The following is a 23,083-nucleotide window of genomic DNA, read 5'->3' as shown; positions in this document are numbered from 1 at the left end:
AACACCCGATCGATCTGGGAATCAGCCCCTGAGCAGCGCGCGGGACATGACCAGACGCTGGATCTGGTTGGTGCCCTCGTAGATCTGGGTGATCTTGGCGTCGCGCATCATGCGCTCCACCGGGAAGTCGGTGGTGTAGCCGGCGCCGCCGAACAGCTGGACGGCGTTGGTGGTCACCTCCATGGCGACGTCGGAGGCGAAACACTTTGCGGCGGCGGAGATGAAGCCGAGGTTCTTCTCGCCGCGCTCGGCGCGGGCGGCCGAGGTGTAGACCATGAGGCGGGCGGCCTCGATCTTCATCGCCATGTCGGCGAGCATGAACTGGGTGTTCTGGAAGTCGGAGATCGCCTTGCCGAACTGCTTGCGGTCCTTGGTGTAGGCGATGGCCGCGTCGAGCGCGCCCTGCGCCAGGCCGACGGCCTGCGCGCCGATGGTCGGGCGGGTGTGGTCCAGGGTCTGCAACGCGGTCTTGAAGCCGGTGCCCGGCTCGCCGACGATGCGGTCACCCGGCACCCGGCAGTTCTCGAAATACAGTTCCGCCGTAGGCGATCCCTTGATGCCGAGCTTGTGCTCGAGCGGGCCGACCACGAAACCCTCGTCGTCCTTGTGCACCAGGAACGCCGAAATACCGTTGGCGCCCTTGTCCGCATCGGTCACCGCCATCACGGTGTACCAGGAAGACTTGCCGCCGTTGGTGATCCAGCACTTGGAGCCGTTGAGGATCCAGTCGTCGCCCTCCTGCTTCGCGCGGGTGCGCATGCTGGCGGCGTCGGAACCGGCCTCGCGCTCGGACAGCGCGTAGGAGGCCATCTCGCCGTTGACGATGTCGGCGAGCACCTTCTGCTTGAGCTCCTCGGAGCCGTTGAGGATCATGCCCATGGTGCCGAGCTTGTTGACCGCGGGGATGAGCGAGGAGGAACCGCAGACGCGGGCGACCTCTTCGATCACGATGCAGGTGGCCACCGAGTCGGCGCCCTGGCCGCCGTAGGCCTCCGGCACGTGCACCGCGTTGAAGCCGGCGGCGTTGAGCGCGGTCAGCGCCTCCTCCGGGAAGCGGGCGTTGCCGTCGACGTCCTTCGCGTGCGGCGCGATCTCCTTCTCCGCCAGACCGCGGATCGCCGCACGCAGTTCGTCGTGGAAGTCCTCGAGCTTGAACAGGTCGAAATCGGGGTTTCCCGCCATGGGGCTCACTCCTGGTCGTCGGTACATGTCGGCACTCAGTGCCACACCGTTCTCAAGTATACGCCCAGGAATGGCCGCAACGTGCGGATACTTCCTGGCACTCAGTGTCAGATTGGTCGCACTGACCTAGATCAAAGACTACCGAGTTTGCGGGCCACGAGATCGGCGACCTGCCGGGGCGGGGTATCGCGCGGGAACACCGCGATCACCAGCTCGTCGACCGGGCGGCGGGGGGTGCCGCGCGGGATCGCGGCCAGTTCGACGCGCAGGTCCGCCGCTCCCGCGTCCGATTCGCCGCGCACCATGCGGCGCAGCAGATAGTTGTGCGTCGCGGTCACCGCGGCGGTGTACTGCACCCGGGCCAGATCCGGCACCTCGGGCAGCCGGTCCCGCAGGTAATCGGTGAACAGCCGCTCGTACCGGAACACCGTGACGATCTCCCGCTCGCGCAACGCCGGCACCCGCCGCACCACCTGATACCGCCGCGCCGCGATCTCCCGCCACTGGGTGAACCGCTCGAACACCTGAACCACGGCCTCGCACACCGTCTCCCACGGATCCCCCGGCTCCCCCGCGAGAAACTCCGCCGCCTGCGCCAGCTGCGACTCGTGATCGGCGAAGATCACGTCCTCTTTCGAGCGAAACTGCCGGAAGAACGTCCGCCGCGATATCCCCGCCGCCTCCGCGATCTCATCGACAGTCGTCGCCTCATACCCCTTCTCGGCAAACAACCGCAACGCCTGATCGACCACCGCCAGCCGAAACCGCGTGTTGTCGTCCCCGCCACGCGCGCGCATGTCACCAGTAGTCACGCCCTCACCGTAGCGAGACCAACCGGCCATCCAGGGCGGCGCGGCTCTCTTTCGAATATTTCGTTTGTTTCGTATACTGCGGATGAGGAGGTGGTGGCGGTGAACATGAAGGCAGCGAAGCGCACCGAGCCCGGGAAGATCGACCCAGAGGTGGCCGCACGCGCAATGCGGAGGATCAAGGACTACCTCATGCGGCACCCCGCCGAGCAGAACATCCGGGTCACGCAGGAACACCCCGGCGAGGAGGCCCTGGTCCTGCCCCGCGAAGCCGTGAGCCTGCTGGCATTCATCCTGGCGCAGGCCGCCGAGGGCCGCGGTGTGTCGGTGGTCCCCTCGCACGCCGAGCTCACCACGCAGCAGGCGGCGGACATGCTGAATGTCTCCCGGCCTTACGTGGTCGCGCTACTGGAGGGCGGTGCGATCCCGTTCCGCCTGGTCGGCAGGCACCGACGAGTCAGGTACGAAGATCTCAAGGAATACCAAAAGCAGCACGAGGCGAAAAGCAAAGCAGCAGCGGACGAGTTGGCCGCCCTCGGCCAAGACCTCGGCATCTGACCATGGCCTTCGTCGTGGTGTACGACGCCAACGTCCTCTACGGAAATGCCCTGCGAGACTTACTGATTCGACTCGCCAGATCGGGTGTCATACAGGCCAAGTGGACCGATCAGATCCTCGACGAGGCCCTGACGAACCTCGCCGCGAAAAGGCCGGACATCCCGGCCGAGAAGCTGGCCAGGCTACGCAAACTCATGAACGACGCTGTCCCGGACTGTCGAGTCGATGGTTACGAACCGCTGATCGAAGGGCTGAAGCTGCCTGATCCCGATGATCGGCATGTATTGGCGGCGGCGATCAAAACAGGCGCACAGGTCATCGTCACCTCGAACCTCACGGACTTCCCAGCAGAAGCGCTGGCCCCCTGGAACATTGAGGCAAAGAGCCCGGACGACTTCGTCCTCGACCAGATCGACCTCGATGATCGTGTGGTCTGGGCGTGCATTCAGCAGATCGCGGACTCGCACACCAATCCGCCCGAGTCTATCGAGGACGTCATCGACGCCCTCGATAGCGCAGGGCTGGTGGAATCCGTTGCGGCGCTGCGGGTGGGTAGCCGCAACCGCTGATCAGCCGAGGAGTTTGGTGCGGAGGGCTTGGTCTTTTTCGAGGACCATTTTTTCCAGGCCGGCTTGGAATTGTTCCATGCGGGTGCGGAGGGTTGGGTTGTGGGAGGCGAGGATTCGGACGGCGAGGAGGCCGGCGTTGCGGGCGCCGCCGATGGAGACGGTGGCCACGGGGACGCCGGCGGGCATCTGGACGATGGAGAGGAGGGAGTCCATGCCGTCGAGGTATTTGAGCGGGACGGGGACGCCGATCACCGGGAGGGGGGTGGCGGAGGCGACCATGCCGGGCAGGTGGGCGGCGCCGCCGGCGCCGGCGATGATGACCTGGAGGCCGCGGCCTGCGGCGTCGCGGGCGTAGTCGAGCATGCGCTGGGGGGTGCGGTGGGCCGAGACGACGCCGACCTCGAAGCGAATGCCGAACTCCGCCAACGCTTCCGCGGCGGCTTCCATGGTGGGCCAGTCGGAGTCGCTGCCCATGATCAGGCCGACCTGCGGGCCGTTTCCGTCGTGCTCACTCATGCGGATCCCATCCGTCGGTCCATACCGCGCGCGACATCCACTGCGCGGCTCGCTCGGCCTTCTCCCGCACCACGGCGACGTCGTCACCGAGGAGGTTGATGTGCCCGATCTTGCGGTCGGGGCGTTCGCCCTTGCCGTACATGTGCACCTTGGCGTCGGGCATCCGCGCGAACAGATGGTGCAGGCGTTCGTCCATCGACATCGCGGGCGCCTCGGCCGCGCCGAGGATGTTGGCCATCACGGTGACCGGGGCCAGCGGGCTGGTGTCGCCGAGCGGGTAGTCGAGGACCGCGCGCAGGTGCTGCTCGAACTGCCCGGTGCGGGCGCCGTCCATGCCCCAGTGCCCGGAGTTGTGCGGGCGCATCGCGAGCTCGTTGATCAGCAAGGTGCCGTCGTGGGTCTCGAACAGCTCCACCGCCATCGCACCGACCACGCCGAGTTCCTTGGCCAGGTTGAGCGCGAGCCCTTCGGCCTCGGCGGCCAGATCGTCGTCGAGGTCCGGCGCGGGCGCGATCACCACGGCGCACTGGCCGTTGCGCTGCACGGTCTCCACCACGGGCCAGGTCGCGGCCTGCCCGAACGGCGAGCGCGCGACCATCGCGGACAGTTCGCGCTTCAGATCGACCTTCGCCTCGGCGAGCAGCTGCACGCCGTGCGCCAGCTGATCGGTCACGATCGTGGTCGCCTCGTCGGCCGACTCCGGCATCCACACGCCACGACCGTCGTAACCACCGCGCACCGCCTTGAGCACGATTCGCCAGTCGTGCTCGTCGCCGAACCGCACCGCGTCGGCCACCTCGGTGACCGGCGTGAACGCGGGAATCGGCAGGCCGAGCTCGCCCAGCTTGACCCGCATGGCCAGCTTGTCCTGCGCGAAGATCAGCGCCCGCGGCGGCGGCTGCACGTTCACGCCCTCGGCGACCAGCGCCTCGAGATGCTCGGTCGGCACGCCCTCGTGATCGAAGGTCAGCGCGTGCGACCCGACCGCGGCCTTGCGCAGCGCGGCCAGATCGTTGTGGCTGCCGAGCACAACCTCGGGACTGACCTGGGCGGCCGGGTCGTCGAGGTGCTCCGCGAGCACGCGTAGCCGCTGGCCGAGCGCGATCGCGGCCTGGTGCGTCATGCGCGCCAACTGGCCACCGCCGATCATGGTGACGGTGGGCATAACGGAGGGATCGAAGGACCGGCCGGGGCTCACGTTCGACAATATTGTCATAACCGGCGGAAATACCCTCAAGCGGGAGCGGCTGACCGAATTGTCCCCACTACCGGCCCGCACGCGCACGACCCGAGGCACCACCACCGGGTAGCGGTACACTCGGCCCCGTGTCATTCGTCGACGACGTGGTGAGCGTCCTTCCCAAGCCGCTCGCGGAGATCGCGTACCGGCATCGGGAACTGATCAAGTTCGCCATCGTCGGTGCGACGACCTTCGTGATCGATAGCGGCATCTTCTACGCGCTGAAATGGACCGTGCTTTCCGAGAAGCCGGTGACCGCGAAGATTATTTCCGGTGTCATCGCGGTGATCGCGTCCTACATCCTGAATCGCGAATGGTCGTTCCGGAATCGTGGCGGCCGCGAACGCCATCACGAAGCACTGCTGTTCTTCGGGGTCAGCGGCGTCGGCGTTGTACTCGCCTTCATTCCGCTGTGGATCTCCAGTTACGTCTTCGACCTGCGCCAACCCGACGTGAGTTTCACCGTCGAGAATATCGCGGACTTCATCAGCGCGTTCATCATCGGCAATCTGTTGCAGATGGCGTTCCGCTTCTGGGCGATGCGCCGCTGGGTTTTCCCGGACGAGATGAACGAGATCGCCGCCGAATTCGAAGACCTGGTCGAAGAGGAATTCCGGCGCAACTGACCGGGCTCATCGCGGCTCGGTGACCACCGCGTTCTGCGTGCGGTACGCCGACGATCCGAGGAACACCGCGAACAACGCCGGCCTGCGCCGCTGCAATTCGAGCCGCCCGCCGTCGGCCTCCACCAATGCCCTGGCCAAGGCCAGACCCACACCGGTCGAGCCGCCCGCGGAGAAACCACGATCGAAGATGTGCGGCGCGAGTTCGTCGCGCACCCCGTCACCCTCGTCGGCGACCTCCACACACACCAGCGGATCCCGATCGACGCCGGGCCGGACGGTGCGCACCGAGACCGTGCAGGTCCCGCCGCCGTGCATCAACGCGTTGTCCACCAGCACCGAAACCGCCTCGCGCAGCCGCGATCCGGTGATCGGCGCGAGCAGCGACTCGTCCCCGATGAGCTTCAACGCGCGGCCCTTCTCGGTGAACGGATGCGTCCATTCGGCGACCACGCCGCGCAATTCCTCCATCACCGGCACCGGATCGAGATCGGCCGCGTCCTCGTCACGAGACGCGCGAACCAGGTCATCGATGGCATCGGTGAGCCGATCGACCTGCGCCATCGCCTCCTCGGCCTCGTGCACCACCTCTTGATCGGCGTGCGTGGACAACTCGTCCAACCGCAACCGCACCGCGGTCAACCGGCTGCGCAGCTGATGCGACACGTCCGCGACCAGGGCATGCTCACGCTGCAACCGCCCGGCGATCTCCACCGTGGCCGAGTCGAGCACGTCGGAAACCCGATCGAGTTCGGAAATGCCGTGCCTGCGCGGATCCGGTCGGAAGTCCCCCATGGCCAGCCGCGCGGCCCGCGCCGCCACGTCACGCAACGGATCGGCCACCCGGCGCGCGGTGATCACCGCGACCGAGACCGCCGCCCCGAGCGAGGCCAGCACCGCCAAGGCCACCACCGCGACCGCCTGACGCTGCCTGGCGTGCATCGGCGCCGAGGGCACCTCCAGGCGCAGCGACCCCTTGGTGCCCATCGACAGCGACTCGACCAGGGGGTCGGAAACCTGGTCCACGCCCACGTCCATGCGCGAGGCGTTGTCGTGCGGCGCCGGATAGATGATGGTGAGCTTGCCGTCCTGCGGTAGCAGCGGCTGCACCGAGCGGGTGTCCAGCTCGCCGAGCACCATGCCGTCGCTCTGTTCCTGCACGATGATCGCGGTGGCGATCCGCTCGAGTTTGCTTTGCAGGTCGTCGCGGGTGATGTCCTCGACCCACAACCAGGCCGTGTAGATCAGCGGCAGGCCGAGCACCACCGTGGTGAGGGTCAGCACGGTGAGCATGGACCGCAGGATTCTGCGTCGCACGTCAGTCGGTATTCAGCCGAAAACCGACACCGCGCACGGTGACGATGCGCCGCTCGGCCATCGGGCCCTCGTCGCCGATCTTGCGCCGCAGCCAGGACATGTGCATGTCGAGGGTCTTGGAACCGCGCAGTTCGGCATCGCCCCAGACCTCGCGCAGGATGGTCTCGCGCGGCACCACCTGGCCCGCCCGGTCGATCAGCACCTTCAGCAACTCGTATTCCTTGTTCGCCAAGCCGATCTCGACGCCGTTCACCAGCACCCGGCGCGCGGCCGGTTCCAGCCGGATGCCGCCGACCTCCACCGTGTCGTCGCCGATCCCGCTGCGCCGCAACAACGCTCGCACCCGGGCGAGCAACTCGGCGAGGCGGAACGGCTTGCCTACGTAATCGTCGGCGCCCGCGTCCAACCCGACCACGAAGTCGACCTCGTCGGTGCGCGCGGTGAGCATCAGCACGGCCAGGTCGGCGCCGCGGGCGCGGACCTGGCGGCACACCTCGAGCCCGTCCATGCCGGGCAGGCCGAGGTCGAGAATGAGCAGATCGTGGTGGCCCTCCAGGGCCCGCTCGAGCACGGCGGGACCGAAGCGCTCGACGGTGACCGAGTACCCCTCGCGCCCCAGCGCGCGCGACAACGGCGCGGCAATCGCCTCGTCGTCTTCAGCTAGCAGTACGGCCGTCATATGCCCAGGTTAACGGGCTTACCCGTCACCCGCTCCCTACCCCTCGTTCGCGCTGCGTCATTCATCGATACTCGCCGCGCTCGCTCCGGTACTCGCCCCGCCCGTTATCTCCGTTTTCCACATCGAACACTTGGTGATACATCAGCGCGTGCACCTTCTGCACGGCCGGGATGTCGTCGAACTCGAGCGGCTCGGACGAGGAAGATTCGATGATCAACGTGCCGGTGCCGAGCATCCGGTCGAACAGCCCGTGCCGGAACTGCACGCTCGAGATGCGGCTCATCGGAATGTCGATGCCGGTGTGCGTGAGCACGCCCTGCCGGACCAGCACCCGCCGGTCGGTGATGATGAAGTGCGTCGACTTCCAGCTGAGAACCGGTGCGACACAACGCCACACGACGATGATCAGCCAGACGGCCAGCACCGCGATCAGCAGTACCGTCCGCGTCGTCCCCTCGGCCTTGCGCGAAGCGAGTCCCCCTGCGAAACCGGCGAGCGCGGTGATGACGATCAACGTCACGATCGGCCAGAACAACATCTTCCAGTGCGGATGACGGTGCAGGATCAGCTGCTCTTCCGGCGCAAGCACATCCTCCGGATAACCCATGGCCGGAACACTACCGCGTGAAGATGCCGAAATGCCGGACACCGAACCGCGTCGTGCTGCACAATCGTCTGCCTGCGTGTGTCCGATCCCGCGCGGCGTTCTCCGCTCCATCTGGCTCGAACGCTCTGTCCGCAAGCAGTTCTGCTCGAACAAAGTCGCCGATTACGACCGTGGAGGAATGTGTGACCAAAGACTTGACTCAGCTGGAAATCCTGACCGAATTGCAGCCAGTGGCCGAGCAGAATCTCAACCGGCATCTGGCGTTGGCCAAGGACTGGCACCCGCACGACTACATCCCGTGGGACGAGGGCTGCAATTTCGCCGCGATGGGCGGGCAGGACTGGGCGCCGGAGCAATCCAAGCTGAGCGAGGTGGCCAAGGTCGCCATGATCACCAACCTGCTCACCGAGGACAACCTCCCCTCCTACCACCGCGAGATCGCCGAGAACTTCTCCCAGGACGGCGCCTGGGGCACCTGGGTCGGCCGCTGGACCGCCGAGGAGAACCGGCACGGCATCGCCATCCGGGACTACCTGGTGGTCACCCGCGGCGTCGATCCGGTCGCCCTCGAAGAGGCGCGGATGATCCACATGACCAACGGGGTTGCCGCGCCGGACAACTGGGGCGGCTTCATGGAAAGCGTCACCTACGTGACCTTCCAGGAGCTGGCAACCCGGGTGTCTCACCGCAACACCGGCCGGGTGTGCAACGACGCGATCGCCGATCGCATGCTGCAACGCATCGCGGCGGACGAGAACCTGCACATGATCTTCTACCGCAACATGTGTGGCGCGGGCCTCGATCTCGCGCCGGATCAGGCGATGATGGCGATCACCAAGATCCTGACCCACTTCATCATGCCCGGCGCGGGCATGCCCAACTTCCGCCGCAACGGCGTGCTGATGGCCAAGCACGGCATCTACGACCTGCGCCAGCACCTGGAAGACGTGGTCGCGCCGGTGCTCAAGCAGTGGAACATCTTCGAGCGCAACGACTTCGGGCCGCGCGGCGAGCAGGCGCGGGAGGAGCTCGGGGTGTTCATCGAGAAGCTGGAACAGGACGTGTTGAAGTTCGAGGAGCAGCGCGACCGGATGTTCGCCCGGGAAGCCGCGAAGGCGGCGCTTCAACCCGCGTAGACGCGAACAGCCGCACAGGAAACTGTGCGGCTGTTTCGTTTTCAGTACTCGGCGCGCAGATGGGTGACGTCACCGGCGGAGACCGGCTGGTCGCCGATCAGCAGGCGGCCCGCGTCGTCGATATCGGTGGCGATGCCGGTAAGCGTTCGGCCGCCGGGCAATTCGGCGCGCACCTGGACGCCCAGCGTCGCGCACCGCTCACGGTAGGCGGCGGCGAGATCGGCTGTCTGCCAGCCCGCGTCGCGCCACGCCGTGAAACGCCGGGCGAATTCGGTCAGCATGGACAGCACGATCTGCGTCCGGTCGGTGTTCTCGGCGCCCGCGATGGTCAGCGAAATGGCATGCGGCACCGGCAGTTCCGCCTCGGTGAGGCTGACGTTGAGCCCCATGCCGATGACCACCGCCGGTGCGTCGTTGCCGGTCGCGACCTCCGCGAGGATGCCCGCCACTTTGCGGCCATCGATCAGCACATCGTTGGGCCACTTGAGGTTCGCGGCCACACCGGCCGTCGCGCGCAGTGCGTCCACCACGGCGATGCCGGTGAGCAGCGGCAGCCAGCCGAGCACCGCGGGTTCGATCCCGTCCAGTCGCACCAGCAGTGACAGGGAGATCTGCGCCCGCGGCGGGCTCACCCAGGTGCGTGCGTGCCTGCCGCGCCCTTGCTCCTGCGCCTCTGCAAGGAGTACCGCGCGGTCGGCGTCTGGTTCGCCGGCGCGCGCGATCAGGTCCGCGTTGGTGGACCCGGTCGACTCCACCACCTCGATGTGGCGGAAGAACGACAGCTCGGGCGATTCGGTGAGACTGCGCCGCAACTGCTCTGCATCCAAAGGAGACCTGGTCACAGGGGCAGGCTACTTGGTGCGCGGCGGCCTGCCGGACGAGGTCGTGGCCGGACTAGCCGACGAGGATGTACATGTCGTCGCTCGGTGCGCGGGCCGCACCGTCGGCGCCTTCGCCGTCCCCATGCGTGGCCTCGCGCCGATAGTCCGGATCGAGGATCGTCGGCTCGGACTCGAACTCGCGACAACTCGTCCAGGACGCCGCGGCCGCGTATTCCGCGACGGTTTTGCTCCATTCCCACATATCTGGGCTCCTCCCCCTGAGCACGAAAACTGGACTCCTCCAGGCTATCCGGCCGCCCAGGTGGATTGATACCGATTTTCTACCGGCGCAAATACGCCAAAAGCCCTGGAGTTTCTTTTCGGCAACCCGATCTAGCTGCGCTTTTTACCCACTGGTAGCCCCTACTGGGTTAGTGGGAAGCACTGTCACTCGTTACACTCCGGAGCCATGACGAGTGTCCAGCAGCAGTCCGCGCAAGATCCAGCGGGCGCCCCCGACATCCACACCACCGCCGGGAAGCTGGCTGACCTGCGGAATCGGCTGGATGAGGCGCAGCACCCGATGGGTGAGGCCGCGGTCGACAAGGTGCACGCCAAGGGCAAGATGACCGCGCGCGAGCGCATCCTTGCGCTGCTGGACGAGGGCTCCTTCGTCGAGCTCGACGCGTTGGCGCGGCACCGCAGCGTGAACTTCGGTCTCGCGGAGAACCGGCCGCTCGGCGACGGCGTGGTGACCGGCTACGGCACCATCGACGGCCGCGACGTGTGCATCTTCAGCCAGGACGTCACCGTGTTCGGCGGCAGCCTCGGCGAGGTCTACGGCGAGAAGATCGTCAAGGTGATGGACCTGGCGCTCAAGACCGGCCGTCCGCTGGTCGGCATCAACGAGGGCGCGGGCGCGCGCATCCAGGAGGGCGTCGTCTCGCTCGGCCTCTACGGCGAGATCTTCCACCGCAACATCCAGGCCTCCGGCGTGATCCCGCAGATCTCGCTGATCATGGGCGCGGCCGCGGGCGGCCACGTGTACTCCCCGGCGCTCACCGACTTCGTGGTGATGGTCGACGGGACCAGCCAAATGTTCGTCACCGGCCCCGACGTGATCAAGACGGTCACCGGCGAGGACGTCACCATGGAGGACCTCGGCGGCGCGCACACGCACATGGTGAAATCCGGTGTGGCGCACTACGTTGCCTCCGGCGAGCAGGACGCGCTCGACTACGTCAAGGACCTGCTGTCCTACCTGCCGAGCAACAACCGCGCCGAGGCGCCGCGGTTCCCGGCCACCGACCCGATCGACGGCGCCATCGAGGACTCGCTCACCGACGAGGACCGCGAGCTGGACTCGATCATCCCGGATTCGCCGAACCAGCCCTACGACATGCACGAGGTGATCCGTCGCCTGCTCGACGACGACGAGTTCCTCGAGGTGCAGGCCGAGCGCGCGATGAACATCATCGTCGGCTTCGGCCGGATCGACGGCCGCAGCGTCGGCATCGTGGCCAACCAGCCCACCCAGTTCGCCGGCTGCCTGGACATCGACGCCTCGGAGAAGGCCGCGCGGTTCGTGCGCACCTGCGACGCGTTCAACATCCCGATCCTCACCCTGGTCGATGTGCCGGGCTTCCTGCCGGGCACCGGCCAGGAGTACAACGGCATCATCCGGCGCGGCGCGAAGCTGCTCTACGCGTACGGCGAGGCGACTGTGGGAAAGATCACGGTGATCACCCGCAAGGCCTACGGCGGCGCCTACGACGTCATGGGTTCCAAGCACATGGGCGCCGATGTGAACCTCGCCTGGCCGACCGCGCAGATCGCCGTGATGGGCGCCTCCGGCGCCGTCGGCTTCGTCTACCGCAAGCAGCTCGCCGATGCCGCGAAGAGCGGCGACGACGTCGATGCGCTGCGGCTTCAGCTGCAGAACGAGTACGAGGACACCTTGGTGAACCCCTACATCGCCGCCGAACGCGGCTATGTGGACGCGGTCATTCCGCCCTCGCACACGCGCGGTCAGATCGTCTCGGCGCTGCGGCTGCTGGAGCGGAAGATGGTAACGCTGCCGCCGAAGAAGCACGGCAACATCCCGCTGTGATTCGGGCCGCAACACCGGGCGTTGATCCAGCGATACGCTCGGTAGGCCGCGCACACTGGATGTAGAGACACACTGAGAACACGCCTGATCAGGCAAAGAAGGGATCTGGCACTGTGACCACCGTGGCAGAAGACGATGTTTTGACCGCCGCCGAACTGGACCTGACCGTCGGCGCGATCACCGACCAGGTCGAGGTGGCCGACGTGGACGCGGCGGTCGCCGAGTCCGCGGTCGCGGCCGCCGCGCCGTTCTTCACCGTGGTGAAGGGCAACCCGAGCGACGAGGAGATCGCGGCACTGGTCTGTGTGCTGTCCGCCGCCGCGGAAAGCGCCGCCGCCCCGTCCGGCCCGGCCGACATGTGGGGCAGGCCCACCTTCATGCACCGGGGCACGTCTCCGTTCTCCCCCTACGCCTTCCCGCAGCTGTCGCACCTGCGCGGGTGACTCGGTTCGTTCTCGCCTCCGCGTCGCCGGCCCGCCGGGAAGTACTCCGTTCGGCGGGCATCGATCCGATCGTCCGGGTGTCCGACGTGGACGAGGACGCGCTCCAGGCCGCGCTGCCCGACGACACCTCGCCCGAGGTGGTCGTCGTCGAGCTGGCCAAGGCCAAAGCCGCGGCGGTCGCCGCGACGATTCCCGAACTCGCCGCCGATTGTGTTGTCGTCGGCTGTGATTCGATGCTGCTGGTGGACGGCGAGCTGCAAGGCAAACCGCATACCGCCGAGGTGGCCAGGGCCCGCTGGGGCGAAATGGCCGGGCGCAGCGCCGATCTGGTGACCGGACACTGCGTCCTGCGGCTCCAGGACGGCCGGATCACCGCCGAGGCGATCGACTGTAGTTCCACCACAGTGCATTTCGCCAAGCCCGAACCCGACGAACTGGACGCCTACATCGCCACCGGCGAGCCGTTGCAGGTCGCGGGCGCGTTCACCCTCGACGGACTGGGCGGCTGGTTCGTCGACCGGATCGACGGCGATCCGTCCAGCGTGATCGGGATCGGTCTACCACTGCTGCGCCGACTGCTTGGCGACGTTGGGGTCGCCGTTACGCAGCTGTGGGGCCACCCGGCCACCTGACGGCGGCGCGATCAGCGGCTCCGACCCGGTCGCATCCCCGGCCACCGGCACCGTGACCACCTCACGCCCGTCCGGCTCGCGCCGCGGCTCCTGCTCGCGCCGCGCCATCATCTCCAGCCGGACCACGCACAATTCCGGCTCGACGAACGGATGCAGGCGCACGTTCATGTCACCGCGCGCGCCGCTGCGGTCGAGTACCTCTTTGATCAGGCCGAGGTGCACACCGCAGACCACCTCGGAGTGCGTGCGCGCGAGTTCGCGCAGCGGGCACGCCGTGAGCCGGATCAGCGCCTGCTCGCTGGTCTCGTTCGGATCGCGTTCCGGCGCGAAGCCCAGCTCCGAAAGCACCGTCATGGCGACGTCTTTGGCGTCTTCCAGCGACTCGACCCGATGATCACCGGCGTCCAGCTTCGCGCCCCAGGAGCGCCCGGCCGCGATGGCCGCCTCGGAACGCCTGCGTGGATCGGGCCCGAGTTGATCGGCGAGCACCTGCGCGAGTTCCTGATAACCGACCGATCGCTGCACCGCGCTGTATCCGATGCGCGGACGTCCGCGACCGCGGGGCGGTTGCTGAAATTGCCGCACCAGGGATTCCCTGGTGAGCACATCCAGATGAAACCGAACCGTGGTGACGTGTTGTCCGGTGATTCTGGCCAGTTCCTGGGCGTCGAGAGGCTCGCTGGCGCCACGTAGGATCGCGAGCAGTCGCCGCCGCGGCCAAGAATCGGACATAGCTCACCCCTCCTCCCGGGAGACTTTATCGGATGCAGGTGCGATTTATTCGCTCATTCAGCCGATTTGTGATCTGAAACGAGAGTCACTAACGCCTCACACATACCATCGCTGTGAGACCCGAACCGCTGAAACCACCGTCTACCACGCGTGAAGGACCCACATCGTGCCCGCTGCTCCGGACCCTCATCCCGCATTTGGTTCTTACGCACATCCTCACCGACTAGTAACCACGGAGTGGCTGTCGGCAAACATCGGCACGTCAGGACTCAAGATCGTCGAGTCCAACGAGGACATATTGCTCTATGACATCGGACATGTTCCCGGCGCTACCAAGATCGATTGGCGGGGCGATCTGAACGATCCGGTCACACGTGACTACATCGACGGAGCCCGATTCACCGAGTTGATGCGCGCCAAGGGAATCGAGCGAGACGATACCGTGGTGATCTACGGTGACCGGGGCAACGCGCAGGCGGCGCACACATTGTGGGTTTTCACTTTGTTCGGACACGAAGATGTGCGGTTGCTGGACGGCGGTCGCGGCGCCTGGATTTCCGAGGAACGCGACACCACCTTCGACACCCCGCACCTCACCCCCAGCGACTATCCGGCGGTCAAACGCGACGACAGCAGCGCCCGCGCGTTCCGCGAAGACGTACTCGCCCACCTCGGCAAGCCGCTGATCGATGTGCGTTCGCCGGACGAGTACTCCGGCGAGCTCATCCAGCCGCCGATCAACCCGGAGGACGCGGCGCTGCGCGGCGGGCACATCCCGACCGCCGCGAACATCCCGTGGACCGAGGCGTTCAACAACGACGGACGGTTCCGCTCGCGCGCCGAATTGGACGCGATCTACGGCGCGCTGGGCAGCGAGGACGACCTGGTCGTCTACAGCCGGGTCGGCGAACGCTCCAGCCACACCTGGTTCGTGCTGACCTATCTGCTCGGCTTCGACACGGTGCGCAATTACGACGGCTCCTGGACCGAATGGGGCAACTCGGTGCGCATGCCGATCGCCAAGGGGACTGAACCCGGCGCGGCCCCGGCCGGCGCCGGACGACGGGCCCGCGGCAAGTAACGCACGCAGGTACTTCCATCTGGATGGCCTTGCTGTGATCCGCGACCTACTGTTCAGTAGGACTGGCCGAGTTCGGCGTCTGTTGGCAGACTGCCTACACTCGCCCAGACGTAGTTTCGTCGACCACGGGGCGACTAAAAAAGATTTCACACAGGAGGCTCAGTGCCCAGCCACGCCAGCGCACGGATCACGAAGGTACTCGTAGCCAATCGAGGCGAGATCGCCGTGCGGGTGATTCGGGCGGCCAAGGACGCCGGCTACGGCAGCGTCGCGGTCTACGCGGAGCCCGACGCCGAAGCCCCCTTCGTGCAGCTCGCCGACGAAGCGTTCGCGCTCGGCGGCCAGACCTCGGCCGAGTCGTACCTCGTGTTCGACAAGATCCTCGATGCCGCGTCGCGCTCCGGCGCCGACGCCATCCACCCCGGCTACGGATTCCTTTCCGAGAACGCCGACTTCGCCCAGGCCGTCATCGACGCCGGGCTGATCTGGATCGGCCCCTCGCCGCAGTCCATCCGCGATCTCGGTGACAAGGTCACCGCCCGGCACATCGCCGAGCGGGCCAAGGCGCCGATGGCCGCAGGCACCAAGGACCCGGTGAAGAACGCCGACGAGGTCGTCGCGTTCGCCAAGGAGTACGGCGTGCCCGTCGCGATCAAGGCCGCCTTCGGTGGCGGTGGCCGCGGCATGAAGGTCGCGCACACCGTCGAGGAGATCCCCGAGCTGTTCGAGTCGGCCACCCGCGAGGCGGTCGCCGCCTTCGGTCGTGGCGAGTGCTTCGTCGAGCAGTACCTCGACAAGGCCCGCCACGTCGAGGCGCAGGTCATCGCCGACCAGCACGGCAACGTCGTGGTCGCGGGCACCCGCGACTGCTCGCTGCAGCGCCGGTTCCAGAAGCTCGTCGAGGAGGCGCCCGCGCCGTTCCTGTCCGACGACGTGCGCGCCAAGATCCACGCCTCGGCCAAGGCCATCTGCAAGGAAGCCGGCTACTACGGCGCGGGCACGGTCGAGTACCTGGTGCAGGGCGAGACGGTGTCGTTCCTCGAGGTGAACACCCGCCTGCAGGTCGAGCACCCGGTCACCGAGGAGACCGCGGGCATCGACCTGGTGCGCCAGCAGTTCCGCATCGCCAACGGCGAGGAACTGTCCATCAAGGAAGACCCGACCCCGCGCGGCCACTCGTTCGAGTTCCGGATCAACGGCGAGGACGCCGGTCGCGGCTTCCTGCCCGCCCCCGGCCCGGTCACCGTCTACCAGGAGCCGACCGGCCCCGGCGTGCGCGTCGATTCCGGCGTGGTGCAGGGCAGCGTGATCGGCGGGCAGTTCGACTCGATGCTGGCCAAGCTGATCGTCACCGGCGAGAACCGCACCCAGGCGCTCGAGCGGGCCCGGCGCGCGCTGGCCGAGTACCGGGTCGAGGGGCTGGCCACGGTCATCCCGTTCCACCAGGCGATCGTCGAGGACCCCGCGTTCATCGGTGACGGCACGAAGTTCGACGTCTACACCAAGTGGATCGAGAACGAGTGGAACAACACCGTCGAGCCGTTCACCGCCGGTGCACCGGCCGACGAGGACGAGGATCTGCCCCGGCAGAAGGTCGTCGTCGAGGTCGGCGGGCGTCGCGTCGAGGTGTCGCTGCCCGGGCAGTTCAGCCTCGGTGGCGGCGGCGCGGCCGCGGGTAACGGCGCCGGTGTGGTTCGCAAGAAGCCGAAGCCGCGCACCCGTGGCGGCGCCGGGGCCGGTGCGGCCTCCGGTGACGCGGTCACCGCGCCGATGCAGGGCACCGTGGTGAAGGTGGCCGTCGAAGAGGGCCAGACCGTCGAGGCGGGCGACCTGATCGTGGTGCTCGAGGCCATGAAGATGGAGAACCCGGTCAACGCGCACAAGGCCGGTGTGGTCACCGGGCTGACCGTCGAGGCCGGCGCCGCGATCACTCAGGGAACGGTGCTCGCCGAGATCAAGTAGCCCGCGTAAACGTAGGGCGAACACCGCTCCGAGCGGGCGCAGGACAATGACGTCCGCGCCCGCTCTGTCGTATCGTGGTCCGGTGACCAGTACGCAGATCGTCTCCGTCGTCGCGGAGATGATCCGCGCCCGTCGCGTGGCGGGCAACCGCGCCGACGGGAATCGGCTGGTGCTCGTCGTCGAGGGCGGCGGCAGTCGCGGCGTCTACTCCAGCGGCATGGTGTCGGCCATCGAGGAACTCGGCTTGGGCGCGGTCTTCGACGCGGTCTACGGCACCTCTGCGGGCGCGATCAACGGAGCCTGGCTGCTCGGCGGCCGCGCGCGCTCGGGCATGCGCTCCTGGACCGATCCGGAGATCATGCGCCGGGCCATCGATCCGGCCAGGCTGCTGCGCGGGCGGCCCGCGTTCGACCTGCGTTACCTGGTGCATCAGGTCTACGACGGCGTCGAGGGGATGAACTTCCCGGCGATCCTGGCCAACTCCACCACCTTTCACCCCATCGCCACCGACATCCGCACCGGCCGCGCGGTCGACCTGCACCCGCACATCGTCGACAAACGCACCCTCATGCGTGCGCTACGCGCCTCCGCGGGGCTGCCCATCCTGGCCGGCCCGCCGGTCGCGCTCGGCGACGCGCAGTACTTCGACGGCGGGCTCACCGAGACCGTCCCGATCCGCACCGCCGTCCGCAGCGGTGCCACCCACGCGCTCGTCCTACGCACCCGGCGCATCGACGAACAACGCCCGCCCGCCTCGCTGCTGCACCGCGTAGTCGGCGGCAGCTATCTACGCGCGATCGCGCCCGGCGCCTACCGCGCGTGGGTCCAGCGCCCGCATCAGCAGGCGATCGAGGACAGCGCCCTCGCCGAACTCGGCGACGCCGTCTTGCAGATCCACCCGCCCCTCGGCTCCCCCGACATCGACAGCGCCGCCCGCGACACCACGCTGCTCGCCGCGGCATTGGACATCGGCCGCCGCGCGGTCATGTCGGCGCTGTCCGACACCGCCCGCGTCGCCTGACCAACCCAGGTCTCCCGCGAAAGCCGGGCCTCCCTGACCAGCCGCACCCTGACTCGGGATCCGCACCGAGAATAGGGCCCTAGAGCCAGTGCGGATCCCGAGTCGGAGTGCGGATCTTGCTGTCCGCGTGACTTTTTGGAGCCGACCCTGCTATCCGTGTGGCGGATTGGAGCTGTACGCCCTTTGGCACACCGCGCTGTGCGGATGTGGCTGGCCAGGCTCGGGCCTAGACAGAGTGCGGATCTTGCTGTGCGCGGGATGGTTGGAACAGAACTTGCTGTCCGCGTGAAGGGTTGGAGCCGCACTCTTCATGTGAGCCGCACGCCCGACGAAGGATGTGGCTTATCAGACCAGGCCGGGGAGCTAGTCCAGGCGGACCGAGACGCCGTTGGAGAGGACGAAGTCGTGTAGCTCCAAGTGGGTTGGGGTGGTGTCGGCGGGGACGTCGAAAACCAGTTGGGTTGTGGCGGATTCGCCTGGGGGGAGTTCGAACGAGTAGTTGAAGCTGTGCTGGGCGGACTGCCATATGGTGGCGGTGGCATTGTGCTCGAAGGGGGTGCCCTGTGCGTCGAACAGTCGCTGGCCGACCGGGAGGAACCACTTCGACTCGGCGGAGATGTTGCGGACCTCGAGGGTGACGATCACGAACGAACCCGTCGCCGACTGAAGGCCCACGCGGTGCACACCGGTGTCGACATCGCTGACGACGAACTCGAACTTCCCGTCCCGCACCGGCGTTCCCGCCACCGGAAGTCCCGGCGCCTCAGGCCGATCCGGCGGCGGCGCCGGATTCTCCTCCGCCATCGCCGTCGGCGGCGGCGCACCGGTCCCGCCCGAGTCGCCGGCCCGAGTGCCCGCCAACAACGCCACGCACCCCGCCGCCAACATGAACGGCGTCAGGAACATCACCACCAGCGCCCCGATCACCTTGGACACCACCCCGCCGCGCTTGCGCCGCCGGCGCCGCACCGGCACGATCGGCCGCCGAGTATCCGAATACCGCTGATACTTGGGCGGTTTCGCCGGGGCGGGGAAAACCTTCCGCCCATACCCGACCGGATAACGCTGCTGCGGCACACCCGGGCTCGACTGCACCACCCGAGGGTCCGCCGCCGGACCAACAGACCCCGGCTTCGACGGAGCCGAACGCGAACGCACCAGCGCGCGCAACCCCCGCGCAGCGGCACCGACTTGCTGCGCAACCGAACCCACCTGCGGACCAGACGACGGCGCAAAGTATCCGGCCGGACGACCATCCGGCACCACGGCACCACGCTGTGGAACCACGCCCCCGCGCACTCCCCCGCCCGCCTGGTACCGCTCGACAGCGCGACCTGACCCCGCCGGATACTGCTGCGGCAGAGGATAATTCACCGGCGCGAGCCGAGTCTCCACCCGAGTCGGCGTCGGCCCTGGCTCAGGCATAACCTTCGTCGGCGCAGGCGATTTCGCCCCGGGGTACACCGCAGCCGACTGCCTGCCCAGAGTCGGCATCGGGCCGGATTGTGGAACACCCCACGCAGACCCGACCGGCCGCGCGAGGCGCCCTCGCCCGGCCTCCACGCGGGTGGCAGCGGGGCCGGATCGCGGCAAGCTCTGCCCGAGCCCGACCGGCTGCACATGCTCCGCCCGGCGGGTCTCGACGCGAGTGGGCGTGGGTCCGGACTCCGGTAGAACCTTGGTCAGCGCGGGCGATTTCGGCGGCCGTGCCGACGAAACCGGTGGCCGAGTGCCGATCGCCGCATGCGCGGCGGCGGCGAAATCTCCTGCGGTGGAATAGCGGTCGCCAGGCTGCTTGGCCATGGCCCGCGCAATGACAGCATCCAGCGCGGCCGGAACCGCGGCGTTGCGTGATGCGGCACGAGGCGGATCGGTCATCAGGTGCGCATGCATCTGCTGCGCAGGATCGGTATCACCGTAAGGCCTAGCGGCGGTGAGACATTCGTAGAGAACACAGCCCAGCGAGTAGACATCGGCCCGAGCGTCCGCCTTACCGGTGAACCGCTCCGGCGCCATGTAGGCCAGCGTCCCGATCGCCAATCCGGTTGTCGTGACCGCGGTTTGGCCGATCCCGTGCGCGATGCCGAAGTCGATCAGATACGCGAACCCACTGGAATGCACAACGATGTTGGACGGCTTGACATCTCGATGCACCAGCCCGGCCCGATGCGCCACATCCAGCGCGACCGCCACCTGCCCGACGATCCCGACCGCCGCGGCAGGCGCCAACTTCCCTGCGGCCACCGTGCTCGCCAGGTCGTGCCCCTCGACGAACTCCATATCGATGAACAACCGGCCATCGATCTCCCCGAACCGATGGATCCGCGGAATATGTGGATCGCGCAGCTTGGCCACCACCTCGGCCTCGCGCTCGAATCGCTTGCGATACCCCGCATCCGCCGCCAGCTCACTCGGCAGCAGCTTCAACGCCACCCACCGCGTGCCCGCGTCGTCATACGCCAGCCAGACCTGCCCCATGCCACCCCGGCCGAGTAACCGCTCCAGCCGGTATCCCCCGAATCGCACCTCCCCCATCGCGAACCTCCAGTCGTCGTCGACTTGTCCAGGCCCGGCCCGCCGGTCTCCGATCAACCACGGCGCCACCGGAAAACACCAGCTCACGCCGCGAACACCAAAGAACCCAACCTCCTTCGGAGCCTAACCCCGCCCCGCGTCGGCGGCCAGTGTGTCGTCAACAACACCCTCGTCACGCGAGGCACACGGCCGTTCGCCGAGGTGCGCTACTTGTCGTTGCCGTGCTTGCCATGCCCATTGCCGTTGTTGCCGCCACCGGTGTCATCGCGGCCCGGCTTCGGCGTATTCGGCTTCGGCTTCTCGGCGATCGGCATAGCCGGCATCCAGTTCGCGATCCGGCCGCCGGTGCCGACGCACTGCAACACCGTGCCGTCCCCGGCGAAACCCTGCCCATCCACGCTGGGATCGCACGGTTGCCAAGCGACTGGAACAGCCCTTACCGGCGCAGTCTCCGGTGCCGGTGCGACAGCATCCGAGGTCTGGGCTCGAGGCGGCGGCTGCGCGGACGGAGCCGACTCGGCCGACGTTGTCGGCATGGATATCGCTGCGGCCGAGCCCTTCCCCTCATCGCCGGGCAAATCCAGCCACAGCGCGACGCCCATCGCGCCCAGCAGGGCAACCAGGACGCCGGCCGCGACCCTCCGCCTCGCCTGCGCCGAGTGCGGCGCGGGACGCGGACCTGGATCACCGGTCCGGATCGGCGGCCCCGATTCGGCCACCCGAAACGGCAGAGTCGATCCGGGCCGCGTGGGCAGCACCACAGCGGCCGTCTCTACGGTCGGCACGTCGAGCCCGGTGACCGCGGCGTAGGCGGCCGACGCGAATTCACCTGCGCTGAGACAGCGTTGCTCCGGCACCTTGGCCATGCCCCGGGCGATGACGGCGTCCAAAGCGGCGGGCACCGCGGGGTTCAGCTCGGCGGCCAGCGGTGGGTCCGTCATCAGATGTGCGAGCAGTGACTGCGCCGCGTCGGCATCGCCGAACGGCCTTCGCGCGGTGAGACATTCGTAAAGAACACAGGCCAGCGAGTATTGGTCCGAGCGGGCGTCGCCCGAACCGGAGAAGCGTTCCGGCGCCATGTAGGCCAGGGTGCCGACCACATTGCTGCTCGTCGTGATGGCGGGCTGATCGATCCGATACGCCGTACCGAAGTCGATCAGGCGCACGAGGTGGTCGGTGCCGAGCATGATGTTCGACGGTTTGACGTCACGATGCACCAGCCCGATCCGGTGCGCGGCATCGAGCGCCTGCGCGACCTGCATCACGACGCGGACCGCCCGCGCCGGCGGCATCGGCCCCTCCAACCGGAGCACCGTAGCGAGGTCGGAACCCTCGATGTGCTCCAGTTCGAGATAGAGCCTGCCGTCGAGCTCGCCGAAGGTGTGGATCGCCGCGAGGTGCGGACCGCGCACCTGGGCCGCCAATCGCGCCTCCCTGGTGAACCGCTGACGGTACGTGGAGTCGGCCGCCACCGTGGCGGACAGAACCTTCAATGCGACCACCCGGTCGGCGATGCTGTTGTACGCGAGCCACACCTGCCCGGTGCTACCGCTGCCGAGTGATCGATCGAGGCGAAAGTGGCCGAACCACGTCGCACCCATGGCGTTGAACCTCCCGCTAGCCTTTTCCTCATGGAGGACCTACCCGAAATTCGTATCGGCACCGCAGAGCGTGAAGCAGCCATGCAGCGACTGTCCGATCATTTCGCAGCCGGGCGGCTCAGCGTCGCGGAATTCGATGAGCGCAGTGCGGTTGTCGCGGCCGCGGTCACGCGCGGCGACATCACGCCGGTATTCGCCGATCTGCCGGATCCGCTCGTCAAGGCCGCGGCGGTACCGGCCAAACCGGAGTCCGGATTCCTCTCCGAGTGGCCGGAGCGGGTGATGGCGGTGATCCCGATCCTCGCGGTCATCCTGTTCTTCGTCACCGGCAGCTGGCTGTGGTTCCTGGCCATCCCGCTGATGGGCGCCCTGCTGTTCGGCAGCAGGCACAACCATGACGACCGGGACCGCGATCGCCGACGAGACCGCGGCAACCGCAGGAACCGCGGCCAGGACGCCATCGACTGATCGCCGCGTGCCGGACAGCAGCCGCTAACCTCGGGGCATGGACCTGCTGCCGACGTCACCGATGTACCGCGATGGGCACGGGCGCTGATGGAACCGATCGAGATCAACGCGGGTACTTGGTATCTGCGCGCACTGCGCGCCGACGACCGCATCGACGACCGTCCCGCGCTCGCCGAGGGTGGCATCACCGACCCGGGCTATGTTGCGTTGCGCACGGCCGGATGGGCCGACGAATCGCACTTCTCCTGGGCGGTCTGCGAGCCGACAACGGCGGAAATGGTCGCCGAGGTAGGCGCGCGCCCCACCGGCGACGGCACCGCCGAACTCACCGGCTGGGCGCGTGCGGGCTACGAGCCGGCCCTGGAAGCGGGACTCACCACCGTCCACCGCTTCGTCGAAGGTGCTCTCGACCTGCGCCCCATCGACACCCCGCGCAGCTGA

24 protein-coding genes are annotated in these 23,083 nt (G+C 67.6%); 12 read left to right on the top strand and 12 right to left on the bottom strand.

Annotated features, from left to right (window positions below):
* Nucleotides 1-21: 21 nt before the first annotated feature.
* Together AB0M22_RS40500 and AB0M22_RS40495 are read right to left on the bottom strand one after the other, a co-directional pair.
* The gene (locus AB0M22_RS40500; protein WP_364738239.1) at nucleotides 22-1,182 is read right to left on the bottom strand and encodes an acyl-CoA dehydrogenase; all 1,161 of its coding nucleotides are present in this window, start codon (nucleotides 1,180-1,182) and stop codon (nucleotides 22-24) included.
* A 131-nt stretch (nucleotides 1,183-1,313) separates the two neighbouring features.
* Complete coding sequence (locus AB0M22_RS40495) at nucleotides 1,314-1,979, bottom strand: TetR family transcriptional regulator (protein WP_364738266.1); 666 nt, start codon at nucleotides 1,977-1,979, stop codon at nucleotides 1,314-1,316.
* 120 nt (nucleotides 1,980-2,099) lie between these two features.
* Here AB0M22_RS40495 and AB0M22_RS40490 point away from each other — a divergent pair, with 120 nt between their 5' ends.
* Both AB0M22_RS40490 and AB0M22_RS40485 read left to right on the top strand, forming a co-directional pair.
* Nucleotides 2,100-2,549: a helix-turn-helix domain-containing protein gene (locus AB0M22_RS40490; protein ID WP_364738264.1), complete on the top strand. Its 450-nt coding sequence runs from the start codon at nucleotides 2,100-2,102 to the stop codon at nucleotides 2,547-2,549.
* 2 nt (nucleotides 2,550-2,551) lie between these two features.
* Complete coding sequence (locus tag AB0M22_RS40485) at nucleotides 2,552-3,118, top strand: PIN domain-containing protein (RefSeq protein ID WP_364738237.1); 567 nt, start codon at nucleotides 2,552-2,554, stop codon at nucleotides 3,116-3,118.
* Here the strand turns inward: AB0M22_RS40485 and purE are convergent, their stop codons facing one another.
* The gene (gene purE / locus AB0M22_RS40480) at nucleotides 3,119-3,634 is read right to left on the bottom strand and encodes a 5-(carboxyamino)imidazole ribonucleotide mutase (RefSeq protein ID WP_364738235.1); all 516 of its coding nucleotides are present in this window, start codon (nucleotides 3,632-3,634) and stop codon (nucleotides 3,119-3,121) included.
* On the bottom strand, nucleotides 3,627-4,850 hold the full coding sequence (locus AB0M22_RS40475; protein WP_364738233.1) for a 5-(carboxyamino)imidazole ribonucleotide synthase: 1,224 nt from the start codon (nucleotides 4,848-4,850) through the stop codon (nucleotides 3,627-3,629). Before AB0M22_RS40475 ends, purE begins: the two co-directional genes overlap by 8 nt.
* Nucleotides 4,851-4,960: 110 nt before the next feature.
* On the opposite strand from AB0M22_RS40475, the gene AB0M22_RS40470 reads away from it, so the two are divergent.
* Nucleotides 4,961-5,500, top strand: a complete 540-nt coding sequence (locus AB0M22_RS40470; RefSeq protein ID WP_364738231.1) for a GtrA family protein — start codon at nucleotides 4,961-4,963, stop codon at nucleotides 5,498-5,500.
* Nucleotides 5,501-5,506: 6 nt separating this feature from the next.
* On the opposite strand, the gene AB0M22_RS40465 is transcribed toward AB0M22_RS40470, so the two are convergent.
* The 3 genes from AB0M22_RS40465 to AB0M22_RS40455 all read right to left on the bottom strand — a co-directional run bounded on the left by AB0M22_RS40465 (nucleotide 5,507) and on the right by AB0M22_RS40455 (nucleotide 8,100).
* Nucleotides 5,507-6,814: a HAMP domain-containing sensor histidine kinase gene (locus AB0M22_RS40465; protein WP_150408009.1), complete on the bottom strand. Its 1,308-nt coding sequence runs from the start codon at nucleotides 6,812-6,814 to the stop codon at nucleotides 5,507-5,509.
* Between the two features lies 1 nt (nucleotide 6,815).
* On the bottom strand, nucleotides 6,816-7,493 hold the full coding sequence (locus tag AB0M22_RS40460) for a response regulator transcription factor (protein WP_150408010.1): 678 nt from the start codon (nucleotides 7,491-7,493) through the stop codon (nucleotides 6,816-6,818).
* 61 nt (nucleotides 7,494-7,554) lie between these two features.
* Complete coding sequence (locus tag AB0M22_RS40455) at nucleotides 7,555-8,100, bottom strand: PH domain-containing protein (protein ID WP_364738228.1); 546 nt, start codon at nucleotides 8,098-8,100, stop codon at nucleotides 7,555-7,557.
* A gap of 182 nt (nucleotides 8,101-8,282) precedes the next feature.
* On the opposite strand from AB0M22_RS40455, the gene AB0M22_RS40450 reads away from it, so the two are divergent.
* Nucleotides 8,283-9,236 (top strand): acyl-ACP desaturase, encoded by a 954-nt coding sequence (locus AB0M22_RS40450; RefSeq protein ID WP_364738226.1) that lies wholly within the window; start codon nucleotides 8,283-8,285, stop codon nucleotides 9,234-9,236.
* 41 nt (nucleotides 9,237-9,277) lie between these two features.
* On the opposite strand, the gene AB0M22_RS40445 is transcribed toward AB0M22_RS40450, so the two are convergent.
* Both AB0M22_RS40445 and AB0M22_RS40440 read right to left on the bottom strand, forming a co-directional pair.
* The gene (locus AB0M22_RS40445; protein ID WP_364738224.1) at nucleotides 9,278-10,078 is read right to left on the bottom strand and encodes a biotin--[acetyl-CoA-carboxylase] ligase; all 801 of its coding nucleotides are present in this window, start codon (nucleotides 10,076-10,078) and stop codon (nucleotides 9,278-9,280) included.
* A 52-nt stretch (nucleotides 10,079-10,130) separates the two neighbouring features.
* The gene (locus tag AB0M22_RS40440) at nucleotides 10,131-10,319 is read right to left on the bottom strand and encodes a hypothetical protein (RefSeq protein ID WP_364738223.1); all 189 of its coding nucleotides are present in this window, start codon (nucleotides 10,317-10,319) and stop codon (nucleotides 10,131-10,133) included.
* A 207-nt stretch (nucleotides 10,320-10,526) separates the two neighbouring features.
* Here AB0M22_RS40440 and AB0M22_RS40435 point away from each other — a divergent pair, with 207 nt between their 5' ends.
* The 3 genes from AB0M22_RS40435 (at nucleotide 10,527) to AB0M22_RS40425 (ending at nucleotide 13,242) form a co-directional block, all read left to right on the top strand.
* Complete coding sequence (locus AB0M22_RS40435) at nucleotides 10,527-12,167, top strand: acyl-CoA carboxylase subunit beta (protein WP_364738221.1); 1,641 nt, start codon at nucleotides 10,527-10,529, stop codon at nucleotides 12,165-12,167.
* Between the two features lie 113 nt (nucleotides 12,168-12,280).
* On the top strand, nucleotides 12,281-12,610 hold the full coding sequence (locus tag AB0M22_RS40430; protein WP_364738219.1) for an acyl-CoA carboxylase subunit epsilon: 330 nt from the start codon (nucleotides 12,281-12,283) through the stop codon (nucleotides 12,608-12,610).
* Nucleotides 12,607-13,242 carry a nucleoside triphosphate pyrophosphatase gene (locus tag AB0M22_RS40425; protein WP_364738218.1) on the top strand — a complete coding sequence of 212 codons (636 nt, stop codon included), beginning with the start codon at nucleotides 12,607-12,609 and terminating at the stop codon, nucleotides 13,240-13,242. The genes AB0M22_RS40430 and AB0M22_RS40425 overlap by 4 nt, the downstream gene beginning before the upstream one ends.
* On the opposite strand, the gene AB0M22_RS40420 is transcribed toward AB0M22_RS40425, so the two are convergent.
* The gene (locus tag AB0M22_RS40420) at nucleotides 13,168-13,974 is read right to left on the bottom strand and encodes a transcriptional regulator (protein ID WP_364738216.1); all 807 of its coding nucleotides are present in this window, start codon (nucleotides 13,972-13,974) and stop codon (nucleotides 13,168-13,170) included. The two genes, AB0M22_RS40425 and AB0M22_RS40420, sit on opposite strands and share 75 nt — an antisense overlap.
* 166 nt (nucleotides 13,975-14,140) lie before the next feature.
* Here AB0M22_RS40420 and AB0M22_RS40415 point away from each other — a divergent pair, with 166 nt between their 5' ends.
* The 3 genes from AB0M22_RS40415 (at nucleotide 14,141) to AB0M22_RS40405 (ending at nucleotide 18,038) form a co-directional block, all read left to right on the top strand.
* On the top strand, nucleotides 14,141-15,055 hold the full coding sequence (locus AB0M22_RS40415; protein ID WP_364738214.1) for a sulfurtransferase: 915 nt from the start codon (nucleotides 14,141-14,143) through the stop codon (nucleotides 15,053-15,055).
* Nucleotides 15,056-15,217: 162 nt separating this feature from the next.
* Nucleotides 15,218-17,017: an acetyl/propionyl/methylcrotonyl-CoA carboxylase subunit alpha gene (locus AB0M22_RS40410; protein ID WP_364738213.1), complete on the top strand. Its 1,800-nt coding sequence runs from the start codon at nucleotides 15,218-15,220 to the stop codon at nucleotides 17,015-17,017.
* An 82-nt stretch (nucleotides 17,018-17,099) separates the two neighbouring features.
* Nucleotides 17,100-18,038 carry a patatin family protein gene (locus tag AB0M22_RS40405; protein WP_364738211.1) on the top strand — a complete coding sequence of 313 codons (939 nt, stop codon included), beginning with the start codon at nucleotides 17,100-17,102 and terminating at the stop codon, nucleotides 18,036-18,038.
* A 363-nt stretch (nucleotides 18,039-18,401) separates the two neighbouring features.
* Here AB0M22_RS40405 and AB0M22_RS40400 read toward each other — a convergent pair whose 3' ends face one another.
* Both AB0M22_RS40400 and AB0M22_RS40395 read right to left on the bottom strand, forming a co-directional pair.
* Nucleotides 18,402-20,573: a protein kinase gene (locus tag AB0M22_RS40400; protein WP_364738209.1), complete on the bottom strand. Its 2,172-nt coding sequence runs from the start codon at nucleotides 20,571-20,573 to the stop codon at nucleotides 18,402-18,404.
* A 206-nt stretch (nucleotides 20,574-20,779) separates the two neighbouring features.
* Nucleotides 20,780-22,174 carry a protein kinase gene (locus AB0M22_RS40395; RefSeq protein WP_364738207.1) on the bottom strand — a complete coding sequence of 465 codons (1,395 nt, stop codon included), beginning with the start codon at nucleotides 22,172-22,174 and terminating at the stop codon, nucleotides 20,780-20,782.
* Nucleotides 22,175-22,204: 30 nt separating this feature from the next.
* On the opposite strand from AB0M22_RS40395, the gene AB0M22_RS40390 reads away from it, so the two are divergent.
* Together AB0M22_RS40390 and AB0M22_RS40385 are read left to right on the top strand one after the other, a co-directional pair.
* Nucleotides 22,205-22,642: a DUF1707 domain-containing protein gene (locus AB0M22_RS40390; protein ID WP_364738205.1), complete on the top strand. Its 438-nt coding sequence runs from the start codon at nucleotides 22,205-22,207 to the stop codon at nucleotides 22,640-22,642.
* Nucleotides 22,643-22,729: 87 nt separating this feature from the next.
* The gene (locus tag AB0M22_RS40385) at nucleotides 22,730-23,083 is read left to right on the top strand and encodes a hypothetical protein (RefSeq protein WP_364738203.1); all 354 of its coding nucleotides are present in this window, start codon (nucleotides 22,730-22,732) and stop codon (nucleotides 23,081-23,083) included.

This window comes from Nocardia sp. NPDC051756, from assembly GCF_040681495.1.
Lineage (GTDB): Bacteria > Actinomycetota > Actinomycetes > Mycobacteriales > Mycobacteriaceae > Nocardia.
Note: the sequence above shows the minus strand (reverse complement) of the source record. Positions and strands in the feature narration are given on the sequence as shown.

Excerpts from the sequence above, each read along its gene's own strand:
- AB0M22_RS40500 (WP_364738239.1), bottom strand. The coding sequence starts at position 1,182 with ATGGCGGGAAACCCCGATTTCGACCTGTTCAAGCTCGAGGACTTCCAC.
- AB0M22_RS40495 (WP_364738266.1), bottom strand. The coding sequence starts at position 1,979 with ATGCGCGCGCGTGGCGGGGACGACAACACGCGGTTTCGGCTGGCGGTG.
- AB0M22_RS40490 (WP_364738264.1), top strand. The coding sequence starts at position 2,100 with ATGAAGGCAGCGAAGCGCACCGAGCCCGGGAAGATCGACCCAGAGGTG.
- AB0M22_RS40485 (WP_364738237.1), top strand. The coding sequence starts at position 2,552 with ATGGCCTTCGTCGTGGTGTACGACGCCAACGTCCTCTACGGAAATGCC.
- purE (WP_364738235.1), bottom strand. The coding sequence starts at position 3,634 with ATGAGTGAGCACGACGGAAACGGCCCGCAGGTCGGCCTGATCATGGGC.
- AB0M22_RS40475 (WP_364738233.1), bottom strand. The coding sequence starts at position 4,850 with ATGACAATATTGTCGAACGTGAGCCCCGGCCGGTCCTTCGATCCCTCC.
- AB0M22_RS40460 (WP_150408010.1), bottom strand. The coding sequence starts at position 7,493 with ATGACGGCCGTACTGCTAGCTGAAGACGACGAGGCGATTGCCGCGCCG.
- AB0M22_RS40455 (WP_364738228.1), bottom strand. The coding sequence starts at position 8,100 with ATGGGTTATCCGGAGGATGTGCTTGCGCCGGAAGAGCAGCTGATCCTG.
- AB0M22_RS40440 (WP_364738223.1), bottom strand. The coding sequence starts at position 10,319 with ATGTGGGAATGGAGCAAAACCGTCGCGGAATACGCGGCCGCGGCGTCC.
- AB0M22_RS40435 (WP_364738221.1), top strand. The coding sequence starts at position 10,527 with ATGACGAGTGTCCAGCAGCAGTCCGCGCAAGATCCAGCGGGCGCCCCC.
- AB0M22_RS40420 (WP_364738216.1), bottom strand. The coding sequence starts at position 13,974 with ATGTCCGATTCTTGGCCGCGGCGGCGACTGCTCGCGATCCTACGTGGC.
- AB0M22_RS40400 (WP_364738209.1), bottom strand. The coding sequence starts at position 20,573 with ATGGGGGAGGTGCGATTCGGGGGATACCGGCTGGAGCGGTTACTCGGC.
- AB0M22_RS40395 (WP_364738207.1), bottom strand. The coding sequence starts at position 22,174 with ATGGGTGCGACGTGGTTCGGCCACTTTCGCCTCGATCGATCACTCGGC.
- AB0M22_RS40390 (WP_364738205.1), top strand. The coding sequence starts at position 22,205 with ATGGAGGACCTACCCGAAATTCGTATCGGCACCGCAGAGCGTGAAGCA.
- AB0M22_RS40385 (WP_364738203.1), top strand. The coding sequence starts at position 22,730 with ATGGAACCGATCGAGATCAACGCGGGTACTTGGTATCTGCGCGCACTG.